General features: G+C 73.2%; 11 protein-coding genes and 1 tRNA gene. 9 read left to right on the plus strand and 3 right to left on the minus strand.

What is annotated here, in order from left to right; all coding sequences use genetic code 11:
* Window positions 1-161: 161 nt before the first annotated feature.
* The 6 genes from ACZ37P_RS11885 (at window position 162) to ACZ37P_RS11910 (ending at window position 8,167) form a co-directional block, all read left to right on the plus strand.
* Window positions 162-1,127 carry an acyl-ACP desaturase gene (locus ACZ37P_RS11885; RefSeq protein ID WP_355339410.1) on the plus strand — a complete coding sequence of 322 codons (966 nt, stop codon included), beginning with the start codon at window positions 162-164 and terminating at the stop codon, window positions 1,125-1,127.
* 612 nt (window positions 1,128-1,739) lie between these two features.
* Entirely contained in the window at window positions 1,740-2,555 is an 816-nt protein-coding gene (locus ACZ37P_RS11890) for a TIGR03084 family metal-binding protein (RefSeq protein ID WP_467346261.1), read from the plus strand.
* The gene (locus ACZ37P_RS11895; protein WP_467346263.1) at window positions 2,552-4,141 is read left to right on the plus strand and encodes an acyl-CoA carboxylase subunit beta; all 1,590 of its coding nucleotides are present in this window, start codon (window positions 2,552-2,554) and stop codon (window positions 4,139-4,141) included. The genes ACZ37P_RS11890 and ACZ37P_RS11895 overlap by 4 nt, the downstream gene beginning before the upstream one ends.
* A gap of 77 nt (window positions 4,142-4,218) precedes the next feature.
* A complete protein-coding gene (locus tag ACZ37P_RS11900; protein WP_467346265.1) occupies window positions 4,219-6,240 on the plus strand; it encodes an acetyl/propionyl/methylcrotonyl-CoA carboxylase subunit alpha in 2,022 nt (673 codons plus the stop codon).
* Entirely contained in the window at window positions 6,237-7,427 is a 1,191-nt protein-coding gene (locus tag ACZ37P_RS11905; RefSeq protein ID WP_355339398.1) for an acyl-CoA dehydrogenase family protein, read from the plus strand. The genes ACZ37P_RS11900 and ACZ37P_RS11905 overlap by 4 nt, the downstream gene beginning before the upstream one ends.
* 125 nt (window positions 7,428-7,552) lie before the next feature.
* The gene (locus tag ACZ37P_RS11910) at window positions 7,553-8,167 is read left to right on the plus strand and encodes a TetR/AcrR family transcriptional regulator (RefSeq protein ID WP_355339395.1); all 615 of its coding nucleotides are present in this window, start codon (window positions 7,553-7,555) and stop codon (window positions 8,165-8,167) included.
* A 43-nt stretch (window positions 8,168-8,210) separates the two neighbouring features.
* Here ACZ37P_RS11910 and ACZ37P_RS11915 read toward each other — a convergent pair whose 3' ends face one another.
* Complete coding sequence (locus ACZ37P_RS11915) at window positions 8,211-8,804, minus strand: DUF1349 domain-containing protein (protein ID WP_355339392.1); 594 nt, start codon at window positions 8,802-8,804, stop codon at window positions 8,211-8,213.
* Window positions 8,782-9,717 carry a GNAT family N-acetyltransferase gene (locus ACZ37P_RS11920; RefSeq protein ID WP_467346268.1) on the minus strand — a complete coding sequence of 312 codons (936 nt, stop codon included), beginning with the start codon at window positions 9,715-9,717 and terminating at the stop codon, window positions 8,782-8,784. Before ACZ37P_RS11920 ends, ACZ37P_RS11915 begins: the two co-directional genes overlap by 23 nt.
* A gap of 117 nt (window positions 9,718-9,834) precedes the next feature.
* Here ACZ37P_RS11920 and ACZ37P_RS11925 point away from each other — a divergent pair, with 117 nt between their 5' ends.
* On the plus strand, window positions 9,835-10,110 hold the full coding sequence (locus tag ACZ37P_RS11925; protein ID WP_355339386.1) for a DUF6343 family protein: 276 nt from the start codon (window positions 9,835-9,837) through the stop codon (window positions 10,108-10,110).
* 81 nt (window positions 10,111-10,191) lie between these two features.
* Here the strand turns inward: ACZ37P_RS11925 and ACZ37P_RS11930 are convergent.
* Window positions 10,192-10,265: transfer RNA gene (locus ACZ37P_RS11930), tRNA-Met, on the minus strand.
* A gap of 115 nt (window positions 10,266-10,380) precedes the next feature.
* Here ACZ37P_RS11930 and ACZ37P_RS11935 point away from each other — a divergent pair.
* Complete coding sequence (locus tag ACZ37P_RS11935; RefSeq protein ID WP_391051373.1) at window positions 10,381-11,337, plus strand: pseudouridine-5'-phosphate glycosidase; 957 nt, start codon at window positions 10,381-10,383, stop codon at window positions 11,335-11,337.
* 137 nt (window positions 11,338-11,474) lie between these two features.
* Entirely contained in the window at window positions 11,475-12,368 is an 894-nt protein-coding gene (locus ACZ37P_RS11940; RefSeq protein WP_467346546.1) for a carbohydrate kinase family protein, read from the plus strand.
* Window positions 12,369-12,378: the final 10 nt, after the last annotated feature.

Genomic DNA, 12,378 nt, shown 5'->3' on the forward strand with positions numbered 1-12,378 from the left:
CACCCGCAGGCCGTGCGTATGTGCCCGTGGATCCGTCCGCGGCGCCGTACGACCGACCGACCGCATGTCGCGTACGTACGTCCGTACGATCCGTACAGCCCGTGCGGGTCCCGTACACCCCCGTCCCATGTCCGTCCCCTCTCCCGTCCCCAGGAGCCCCCGTGACCCTGACCTCGCCCGACCGTGCCCAACCCGACGTCTGGAGCGACGCGACGCTGCTCTACGCGCTGGAGGAGGTCGTCGAGCGGGAGCTCAACCGGCACCTCGGCGTGGCCAAGGAGTGGATGCCCCACGAGTACGTGCCGTGGAGCGACGGCCGCAATTTCGACGGAATAATGGGGGGCGAAGCCTGGGCCCCCGAGCAGTCCAAGGTCACGGACGTCGGCCGGATCTCCCTCGTGGTCAATCTGCTCACCGAGGACAATCTGCCCAGCTACCACCACGAGATCGCGACACTCTTCGGCCGTGACGGCGCCTGGGGCACCTGGGTGCACCGCTGGACCGCCGAGGAGGGCCGGCACGCGATCGTCATGCGCGACTACCTGCTGACCAGCCGCGCCGTCGACCCGGTCGAGCTGGAACGGTTCCGCATGCAGCACATGTCGGAGGGCTTCGAGCACGACCACCGGCACAGCATGGTCCACTCCGTGGCGTACGTCGCCTTCCAGGAGCTGGCCACCCGCGTCTCGCACCGCAACACCGGACACCAGTCGGGTGACCCCGTGTGCGACCGGATGCTCGCCAGGATCGCCACCGACGAGAACCTGCACATGGTCTTCTACCGGAATCTCCTGGCCGCCGCCCTCGAGCTCGCTCCCGACCTCGCCATGCGGGCCATCCGTGACGTCGTCGTCGAATTCCGCATGCCGGGACACGGCATGCCCGGCTTCGAGCGGGCCGCCGCCCGCATGGCCATCGGCGGCATCTACAACCTCCGCATCCACCACGACGACGTCCTCCAGCCCGTCCTGCGCCACCTCAAGGTCCTCGAGATCTCCGGTCTCGGCCCCGAGGGCCTCCAGGCCCAGCAGGAGCTCGGCCTCTTCATGGGCGGCCTCAACGAACAGGCCACCCGCTTCGACGAGCGCCGCGAAGCCCTTCTCGCCCGCCGCGCCGCCCGCGCCTAATCCCCTTCGGGCCGCGCCCCTACGACGTCCACCTCCCGAAGGTGGGCGCTCTGGGGGCGCGGCCCCGCGCGGTTGTCTCACCGAGGTCGGCACGCCCGATCTTTTGAGGGGCGCGGGGAACGGCGCGACCAGCCACGACGGTGGCGCGGCCTCAGAACCGGCGCCGGCGGGGCAGTTGCTGTGGGTTCTCGGGCCGCAGGCCCGGCGGGGCCCGGTCGCGCAGTTCCTCGCGCCCCCGACGGGACCCGGCTCCCCGAGAGCCGTGCGGGCCCTGGGCGGCACGCCCGGTCTTTTGAGGGGCGCGGGGAACGGCGCGCTCAGCCACGACGGTGGCGCGGCCTCAGAACCGGCCCCAGCGGGGCAGTTGCTGTCAGTTTTCGGGCCCCAGGCCCGGCGGGGGCCGGTCGCGCAGTTCCTCGCGCCCCCTGACGGGACCCGGCTCCCGAGAGCCGTGCGGGCCCTAGGCGGCACGCCCGGTCTTTTCAGGGGCGCGGGGAACGGCGCGACCAGCCACGACGGTGGCGCGGCCTGAGAACCGGCCCCAGCGGGGCCGGGAAACAATCATGCACGCATGCTTGATTGTTGCGGGCCCCGCCTGCCACCCTCATGGCCATGGCCGATCCGCAGTCCGTCCGTACCGTCCTGGCCGATCTGAGAGCGGAGAGCGACGCGCTCGACGACGTGGTGGCCGGGCTGGAGCCCGAGCAGTGGGCGAGGCCGACACCGGCCGAAGGCTGGACCGTTGCACACCAGATCGCACATCTGGCCTGGACGGACGCCCAGGCGCTGCTGGCGGTCAAGGACGCGGAGGCGTTCGCCCGCGAGGTCGGCGACGCGGCGGCGCGGCTGGACGCGTACGTGGAGGACGGCGCCCGGGAGGGCGCGACGCTGGCGCCGCCGGAGCTGCTGGAGAGGTGGCGGTCGGGCAGAGCCCGGCTCTGGGCGACCCTGACCGGCGAACCGCCGGGCAGCCGCTTCCCCTGGTACGGGCCGCCGATGAGCACGGCGTCGATGGCGACGGGCCGCCTGATGGAGACATGGGCCCACGGCGAGGACATCGCCGACGCGCTCGGCGTCGAGCGCCCACCGACCCACCGCCTGTGGCACGTCGCCCGAATCGCCTTCAGGGCACGGGACTTCGCCTTCGCGGTGCACGGCCGCACCCCGCCCGGCACGGAATTCCGCCTCGAACTGACGGCACCCGACGGCACCTTGTGGGCGTTCGGCCCGGACGACGCCGAGCAGCGCGTGACCGGCCCCGCACTGGACTTCTGCCTGCTGGCGGTGCGGCGCAGGCACCGCGACGACGTGGCGGTACGGGCCCAAGGCCCGGACGCGGACGCGTGGTTGTCGATCGTGCAGGCATTCGCGGGCCCGCCGGGCAAGGGACGGCCGCCGCGCGGCGGCGCGGAGGGGAGCACGTCATGACGCAGGTCGACATACGCGGAGCGGACTTCGCCGAGCGGCGGGCCGCGATGCTGGAACGGCTGGCCGAGGTCGAGGCGGGGCACGCCGCCGCGCTGGCCGGTGGCGGCGAGAAGTACCAGGAGCGGCACCGGAATCGCGGCAAGCTGCTGGCACGGGAGCGGATCGAGCTGCTGCTCGACCCGGACACACCGTTCCTCGAACTGTCCCCGCTGGCCGGCTGGGGCAGCGACTTCGCGGTGGGCGCCTCCCTCGTGACCGGCATCGGCGTGGTCGAGGGCGTGGAGTGCCTGATCACGGCCAACGACCCGACGGTGCGCGGCGGCGCCAGCAACCCGTGGACGCTGAAGAAGGCGCTGCGGGCGAACGAGATCGCCTTCGCCAACCGCCTGCCGGTGATCAGCCTGGTGGAGTCGGGCGGCGCGGACCTGCCCAGCCAGAAGGAGATCTTCATCCCCGGCGGCGCCCTCTTCCGCGACCTGACGCGGCTGTCGGCGGCCGGAATCCCCACGGTGGCCGTGGTGTTCGGCAATTCGACGGCGGGCGGCGCGTACATCCCGGGCATGTCCGACCACGTCATCATGGTCAAGGAGCGGTCCAAGGTCTTCCTCGGCGGGCCGCCCCTGGTGAAGATGGCGACCGGCGAGGAGAGCGACGACGAATCGCTCGGCGGCGCCGACATGCACGCCCGGCGCTCCGGCCTGGCCGACTACTTCGCACTGGACGAGCCGGACGCGCTGCGTACCGCCCGGCGCGTCGTCGCCCGCCTCAACTGGCGTAAATCCGGGCCCGATCCGCGTCCTGACCCGCTGCCCCCCGCGTACGACGAGGAGGAGCTGCTGGGCATCGTGCCCGGCGATCTGCGCACCCCCTTCGACCCCCGCGAGGTCATCGCGCGGATCACGGACGCCTCGGCCTTCGACGAGTTCAAGCCGCTCTACGGGCCGAGCCTGGCCACCGGCTGGGCGGAGGTGCACGGCTATCCGGTCGGAATCCTCGCCAACGCGCAGGGCGTGCTGTTCAGCGAGGAGTCGCAGAAGGCGGCGCAGTTCATCCAACTCGCCAACCAGCGCGACATTCCGCTGCTCTTCCTGCACAACACCACCGGCTACATGGTGGGCCGCGAGTACGAGCAGGGCGGCATCATCAAGCACGGCGCGATGATGATCAACGCGGTCGCCAACTCGCGCGTCCCGCACATCTCGGTTCTGATCGGGGCGAGTTACGGCGCCGGGCACTACGGCATGTGCGGCCGGGCCTTCGATCCGCGGTTCCTCTTCGCGTGGCCGAGCGCCAAGTCCGCGGTGATGGGTCCCGCGCAGCTCGCCGGGGTGCTGTCCATCGTGGCCCGGCAGTCGGCGGCGGCGAAGGGCCGTCCCTACGACGAGGAGGGCGACGCCGCGCTGCGGGCGATGGTGGAGCAGCAGATCGAGGCCGAGTCGCTGCCGATGTTCCTGTCGGGACGGCTCTACGACGACGGCGTGATCGACCCGCGCGACACCCGTACGGTGCTCGGCCTGTGCCTTTCCGCCGTCCATGGCGCGCCGATCGAGGGCGCCAGGGGCGGCTTCGGCGTCTTCCGGATGTGAGGGGTCCCTTTCCGATGACCGATTCGAGCAGCGCTTCGCCGAGCGGGGACTTCACCGCTGTCGGGCAGTCACCTCCAATGCGCCACAAGGACATCGGCTCCGTGCTGGTGGCCAACCGGGGCGAGATCGCGCGCCGTGTCTTCCGGACCTGCCGCACGCTCGGCATCGCCACGGTGGCGGTGTACGCGGACGCCGACGCGGACGCGGCACACGTCGCGGAGGCCGACGCGGCGGTACGGCTGCCGGGAAACGCGCCCGCCGACACGTATCTGCGGGCCGATCTGCTGATCGCGGCGGCGCTCGCGGCGGGCGCGGACGCCGTGCATCCCGGCTATGGATTCCTGTCGGAGAACGCGGAGTTCGCGCGTGCGGTGGAGGCGGCGGGGCTGGTGTGGATCGGTCCGCCACCGGACGCGGTCGAGGCGATGGGGTCCAAGACGCGGGCCAAGGAGTTGATGGCCGCGGCGGGCGTACCGCTGTTCTCCGCGCTCGATCCGGCGCGGGTCACGGCCGCGGACCTGCCGCTGCTGGTGAAGGCGTCCGCGGGCGGCGGCGGTCGCGGCATGCGGGTCGTACGCGAACTGGACGCACTGGAGAGCGAGTTGGCCGCCGCGAGGTCGGAGGCCGCAGCCGCCTTCGGTGACGGCGAGGTGTTCGTCGAGCCGTACGCGGAGGGCGCCAGGCACGTCGAGGTGCAGGTGCTGGCCGACGCGCACGGCACGGTGTGGGTGCTGGGCGAGCGCGACTGTTCGCTCCAGCGGCGGCACCAGAAGGTGATCGAGGAGACCCCGGCCCCGGGTCTGGGCGACGAGGTGCGCCGTACGCTGCACGAGTCCGCCGCCCGCGCGGCGCGCTCGATCGGCTACACGGGCGCGGGCACCGTGGAGTTCCTGGTCGCGCGGGACGGGCGTCCGTACTTCCTGGAGATGAACACCCGTCTCCAGGTGGAGCATCCGGTCACCGAGTGCGTCACCGGGCTCGACCTCGTGGCGCTCCAGATCCGTGTCGCCGAGGGGGCCGCGCTGCCGCCCTCGCCCCCGCGGCCGCACGGCCACGCGGTGGAGGCCAGGCTCTACGCGGAGGACCCGGCCCGCGGCTGGCAGCCGCAGCCGGGCGCGCTGCATCTGTTCGAACTGCCGGGCGTGGACGCCGAATTCGCCGTGGCGCCGGGGCTCGACGCGGGGTTGCGGCTGGACGCGGGGGTGAGCGGCGGCGAGACGATCGGCGTCCACTACGACCCGATGCTCGCCAAGGTGATCGCCTGGGCGCCGACCCGCGCCGAGGCCGTACGCCGTCTCGCGTACGCGCTGGAGCGGGCCCGGCTGCACGGCCCCGTCACCAACCGCGACCTGCTCGTACGGGTGCTGCGGCACCCGGACTTCGCCGCCGCGCGGCTGGACACCGGCTTCCTGGAGCGCCGCCTGGACGCGCTCATCGGGGCGTCGGGGGCGACCACGGACGCGCCGGGGCCGGTCGACGGGGACGGCGGTCCCGTGCGGTTCGCGGCGCTGGCCGCCGCGCTCGCCGACGCGGCCGGGCGTACGTCGGCGCGCGGGCCGGTGCCGGTCCGGCTCGGCGGGTGGCGGAACGTTCCGTCGCAGCCGCAGGTGAAACGCTTCCGCAGCGAGCCGGACGGCCGGGAGTACGAGGTCGGTTACCGGCTCGGCCGCGCCGGTCTGGAGGCGACCGGCGCCGACGGTGTCCGGCTGGTGTCGGCGTCGGCCCGGCGTGTCGTCCTCGACATCGACGGTGTGCGGCGGGTGTTCGACGTCGCCGCCTACGCCGAACGGGTGTTCGTCGATTCCCCGTTCGTGTCATGCGCTTTGACCGCTCTGCCCCGCTTCACCGCCCCGGAGGATCTGACGCCGCGGGGCTCGCTGCTTGCGCCGATGCCCGGCACGGTCATCCGGATAGGTGAATTCTCACCGGGCGACCGGGTCGAAAAAGGCCGCCCGCTGCTCTGGCTCGAAGCGATGAAGATGGAACACGTGATCGCCGCTCCCGCCACCGGGACACTCACGGAGCTCACCGCCGAGGTCGGCCGACAGGTCGACGTCGGCGCCGTACTCGCCGTCGTCAAGGAGGAAACCACGCCATGAGCACCGTTCAGGGAACCTTCGACAGCGCCTTGCTGGAAAGCGACGAGCGGCGCGCCCTGCGCAAGGCCGTCGGGGACCTCGCCCGCCGCTACGGTCGTGAATATTTCTCGGCCACCGTACGTGCGGGCAAGCACACCGACGAGTTGTGGCAGGAGGCGGGCGGCCTCGGATACCTCGGGGTCAACCTGCCTGAGGAGTACGGCGGCGGGGGCGGCGGTCTGGCGGAACTGTCCATCGTGCTGGAGGAGTTGGGGGCGGCTGGCTGCCCGCTGCTGCTGCTCGTCGTCTCCCCCGCGATCTGCGGCACGGTCATCGCCCGCTTCGGCACCGACGAGCAGAAGCGGCGCTGGCTGCCGGGGATCGCCGACGGCTCGCTGCGGATGGCCTTCGGCATCACCGAACCGGACGCCGGGTCCAACTCGCACCGCATCACCACCACCGCGCGGCGCGACCCCGACACCGGCGGGTGGCGGCTGACCGGCCGCAAGGTCTTCATATCCGGTGTCGACATCGCCGACGCCACACTGATCGTCGGCCGCACCGAGGACGCCCGCACCGGCAAGCTCAAGCCCTGCCTGTTCATCGTGGACCGGGAGACACCGGGCTTCGAATTCCGGCAGATCGAGATGGAGTTGGCCGCACCCGAGAAGCAGTTCCAGCTCTTCCTCGACGATGTCGCGCTACCTGCGGAAGCGCTCGTCGGCGACGAGGACGCCGGCCTGCTCCAGCTCTTCGCGGGGCTCAACCCGGAGCGGATCATGACCGCCGCCTTCTCCATCGGGATGGGCCGCTACGCCCTGGACAAGGCGGTCGAGTACGCCAAGTCCCGGCAGGTGTGGCAGGCTCCCATCGGCTCCCACCAGGCGATAGCGCACCCGCTCGCCCAGGCCCACATCGAGCTGGAACTGGCCCGGTTGATGATGCAGAAGGCCGCCTACCTCTACGACGCGGGCGACGACATGGGCGCGGGCGAGGCCGCGAACATGGCGAAGTACGCGGCTGCCGAAGCCGGCGCCAAGGCCGTCGACCAGGCCGTGCACACCCTCGGCGGCAACGGCCTCACCGCCGAGTACGGTCTCGCCTCGCTGCTGACCGCGTCCCGTGTCGGCCGGATAGCCCCGGTCAGCCGGGAGATGATCCTCAACTTCGTCTCGCACCACACACTGGGACTGCCGAAGTCCTACTGACGACACACCGCCGAGGAGGCGCCCGTGACCACCGCACCACTTCGCACCCGCGCCGCAGCGCCCTTCCGCGCGGTCGCGCAGACCTCAGAAGGCGCCGCCACCAGCACCGAACGGCCGGACCCGTCATGGACCTGGTGACCGACCGCTCCCCCAAACAGGACCGCAGCCGCGCCACCCGTCGGCGGATACTGGAGGCCGCCGTCTCGTGCCTCGCCGAGCACGGCTGGTCGGGCAGCACCGTCGCCGTGGTGTGCGCCCGCGCCGGTGTCTCCAGAGGGGCGGCCCAGCACCACTTCCGCACCCGCGAGGAGCTGTTCACCGCGGCCATCGCGCACATGGCCGAGGAGTGGGTCGCCGCCGTCAGAGAGCGCGCCCTGGCCCTCCCCCGCGCGGGCCAGGACCGCACCTACGCCGTCGTCGACATGCTGGTCGCGGTCCACACCGGCCCGCTGTTCCGGGCCGCTCTCCACCTGTGGGTGGCCGCCTCCGACGAGGAACAGCTCCGCCCCCGCGTCGCCGCGCTGGAGTCCCGGATCGGCCGCGAGGCCCACCGCCTGGCGGTCGAGTTCCTCGGCGCCGACGAATCCCTGCCCGGCGTCAGGGAGACCGTCCAGGCCACCCTCGACATGGCCCGCGGCCTCGGCCTCGCCAACCTCCTCAGCGACGACTCCGCCCGCCGCGCGGGAATCGTCCGCCAGTGGTCCCGCGTCCTCGACACGGTCCTGCGCGAACAGCCCTAGCGGCGGCCGGAGTCGGCGCCCGGCTTGCGGATGGGGGCAGGGATCAGTGCAGGGAGGTGTCGGCGGGCCCCGAGGAGAGGCGGGTGAAGTGGACGCGCAGGCCGGGGCGTTGGGGTGCGCAGCAGAACAGACCCGCGCGGGCGTCGGCGGCGGGGTCGAGCCAGGCCAGGCGGATGGTGCGCCAGGGGTCGTCGGCGCGGCGGGCGCGGACGGTCACGGCGTCGCCCGAGCGGCTGACCCGGACGGTCACCTCCTGGCCCGCCCAGTCCGGGACCGGGGCGAGGGACCAGTCGGAGGTGCCGTGGGTGACGACGGCGCCGACCTGGGGCGAACCGTCGGAGATCTCGACGCCCGCCTTGATCCAGGACTCGGCGTCGACGCGCACCAGGACACCGGCCTGGTCGTACAGCTCGGTGAAGTCGGCGACGAAGGTGACCTCGATGGCGGTGCCGGACGGGAAGGGGGTGAGCAGCGCATGGCCGTCGTCGCGGACGAAGCCGTAGCTGGTGGTGCGCCAGAAGTCGCTGCCCTCGTTGGCGGTGACGTGCAGACCGGTGCTGTCGGCGACGGCCTCGGCGGGCGGGTTGAGCCAGGTCGCGTCGGACCAGGGGATGTCATGGTCGATCGGAGAGGTCACGGAAGTACCGCCATTCGTTGCCACAGGGTCGATAGCCGAGCCACCGGTTGACGGCCAGCATCGCGGCGTTGCCGTCGTCGTTGCTGGTGAACGCCTCGGTGTAGCCCGCGGCGCGGGCTCGGTGCAGGGAGTGGGCCTTGGCGGCCTTGGCCAGTCCGCGGCCCCGGAAGGCCCGGCGGGTGCCGGTGCCCCCCGACCAGTAGCGGTCGTGGCCGTCGGTCTGGACGTTGACGACCGCGGCGACCACACCGTCCACGACGGCGACCGTCGTCAGGTCGTGGTCGTAGTCGGACCGGTCCCAGGAGGTGGCGCGCCAGTCCGCGTAGCCGGGGACGCCGGTGGCGACATCGCCCGGCTCGTCCTCGATGGTCTCGGCGTCGGCCTCGTACACCGGGCGCGGGTCGGCGGCGTAGTCCGACGCGGGGCGCAGCAGCACGCCGGGCGGCAGCGGGGGCACGCCGGGCAGCGGGGCGCCGGGGGTGAGGTCGAGGCGGAGGAAGCTCGCGGACCGGCCGCGCCGGTAGCCGTGCCGGGCGGCGAAGGCGTGCGCCGAGGGCTCGTCGATCGCCCACGCGTAGACGGTGCTCGCCCCGAGGCCGGCGACATGGGACTCGGCGGCGGCCAGCAGGGCGCTGCCGATGCCCCGGCCGCGCTCCCCCGCGCGCACGTTCAGATTGACGAAGGCCATTCCGGGGGTGTCGTTGTCCGCGAAGAGCCCGGCTCTCGCACTGCCGACGATCCGGCCGTCGCCGGTCTCCGCGACGAGCATCAGGAAACGTGTTTTCTCGGGTGCGTCGGTGACCTGCGCGTGCACGGTCCGCGCGGTCGTCACCATGTACGGGACGGTCTCGCGGCCCACGGCGGCGACGGCTTCGGCGTCCGCCGGGCCGTACTGTCTGATGATCACCTTCACGGTCCCGCACCCTACGCGGCGCCGCCGCGTACCGCCCCCGAATTTCCGGCTCACCTGGGCAGAGGCTCCCGCCGGGCCCGTCCGAGGTGGATGCTGGAGGTGAGGGAGATGGCACGGATGCGCAGAAGCGGATACGAACCCGTCCAGGCGCGCAGCCCACTGCGGCTGCGGCTGGGGCTCGCGCTGTGCGGTGTGGTCTGGGGCACCGCGGCGGCCGTGGGCTTCGCGCTCGCCGGTCTGCCGGTCTGGGCCGCGGTGCTGGCCGCCGTCGCGCTGCTGGCCGCGATCGACGCCGTCCTGGTCGTCCGCCGCATGCGGCAGGGCTCGCGCTACCAGCCGAGCCGCACGACCCCGCCGTACCGCCCGGCGGCGCCGCACGCGGGAAAGCACTGAGAACCGGTCCGGCGACCGCGGGCGCGCGCCCGGGACAAGCGAAAGGGCCCGGCACCTGAGTGCCGGACCCTTCCTCTTCAGTAGCGGGGACAGGATTTGAACCTGCGACCTCTGGGTTATGAGCCCAGCGAGCTACCGAGCTGCTCCACCCCGCGTCGATGAACACCACCCTACGGGGTGCCGGCGCTCACACCAAATCGATGCGATGCCCGCCGCGCGCACAGGGCGCCGGGAGGTTTGGCGGGGGCGCCGCCGCGCCAGGTAGGGATCATGAGCACATCTGGATCAGGACCGAACACGGCAGCGAACGCAATCCCGGCCGTCACCCTCTCCGACGAGGTGCGGGACGCCGTCGCGAGCGGCGCGCCCGTGGTGGCGCTGGAGTCGACGATCATCGCGCACGGCCTGCCGCGGCCGCGCAATTTGGGGGTGGCACGCGAGCTGGAGGAGATCGTCCGGGAGCAGGGCGCGGTGCCCGCGACCGTGGCGGTACTCGACGGGGTGCCACGGGTGGGGCTCACCAAGGAGCAGGTGGAGCGGGTCGCCGAGGACGCGTCGCTGCGCAAGCTGGGGTTCCGGGACCTGGCGCCCGCGCTGGCGGCGGGTGCGAGCGGGGCGACGACCGTGTCGGGGACGGCGTTCCTGGCCGCGCGGGCCGGAATCCGGGTGTTCGGTACGGGCGGCCTCGGCGGGGTGCACCGCGACTGGGTGACCGTGCAGGACGAGTCGGCCGACCTGGGGCTGCTGGCCAGGACGCGGATCACGGTGGTGTGCGCGGGCGTGAAGTCGATCCTGGACGTGCCCGCGACGCTCCAGCGGCTGGAGACCCTGGGCATCGGCGTGCTCGGCTTCGGCACCGACCGCTTCCCCGGTTTCTACCTCAGCGACTCCGGTGAGCCCGTGGACTGGACGGTCGAGTCCGCGCGGCAGGTCGCGGACGTGATGGCCGCGCAGGACGCGCTGGGCGGGCACGACTCGGCGCTGATCGTCGCCAATCCGGTGCCGCGGGAGCTTCAGCTCGACCCGGAGCTGCACGACCGGGTGCTGGCGGACGCGCTCGCCGCCGCCGAGGCCGGGGGTGTCACGGGACAGGCGATCACGCCGTTCCTGCTGGGCTACCTCACCGAGCACACCGGCGGCGCGTCCCTGGAGTCCAACCTCGCGGCCGTACGCGGCAATGTCCGGCTCGCGGCCGGGATCGCGGTGCGCTGGTCGCAGCGCGCATGACCGGCGACAGCGCCGGACCGGGCGACGGGACGGGCGACGGGACGGGACCGGCGGACGACATGAGACGGTCGGACGGCACGGGACGGTCGGATGGCGCGAGACCGTCCGACAGCGCCGGAGCCGCCGCCGTGGAGCCGGTGCCTCCCGGACTCCTCGTCGTCGGCGATGTCGTCACCGACGTGGTGGCGCGGCACGCGCGGCCCCTCGCCGCCGACACCGACACCGCCGCCCGGATCGCGGTGCGGCCGGGCGGCGCGGGGGCCAACGTGGCCTGCTGGGCGGCCGGTCGGGGCGCGCGGGTGCGGCTGCTGGCCCGCGCGGGCGCCGACTCCGCCGACTGGCACCGCGCCGCCCTTGAGGCCGCGGGCGTGGAGCCGGCGCTGCGGGTCGACGACGAGGCGCCGACGGCCGTGGTGATCGCCCTGGTCGACGCGGCGGCCGAACGGACCCTGGTCACCGACAGCGGCGCCGCCTTCCGGCTCGGCCCCGCCGACTGGGACGAGGCGCTGCTGGACGGCATGGGGCACGTCCACCTCTCCGGCTATCTCTACTTCTCCGAGTGGGGACGCGAGTTGGCGGCCGTGGTCACCGAGGCGGCGCGTGCCCGGGCGCTGCCGGTGAGCGTCGATCCGGCCTCCGCCGGTTTCCTGCGCGAGGCCGGCGTGGCCCGTTTCCTGGCCGACGTGGCAGGTACGGATCTGCTGCTGCCCAACGACGCGGAGGCGGCGCTGCTGTCCGGTGCGCCCGAACCGGCCCGCGCGGCGGCCGAGTTGAGCGCGGCGCGCGGCGGCGGCACGGTCGTGGTCACCCTCGGCGCGGGCGGCGCGCTGGCCGCCGTGAACGGCGAGGTGACGGTACGGGTGCCCTGCGTCCCGGCCGTCGCGGTGGACAGCACGGGCGCCGGAGACGCCTTCACCGGCGGCCTGTTGGCCGCTCGTCTCGCGGGCGCGGACCTCGCCGCGTCGCTCGCGGCGGGCTGCCGCACCGGAGCGGAGGCGGTGACCGTGGTCGGCGGGCGGCCGGAGACGTAATGGGGGCCGT

The sequence above is a fragment of the Streptomyces sp. NPDC024632 genome, from assembly GCF_055559175.1.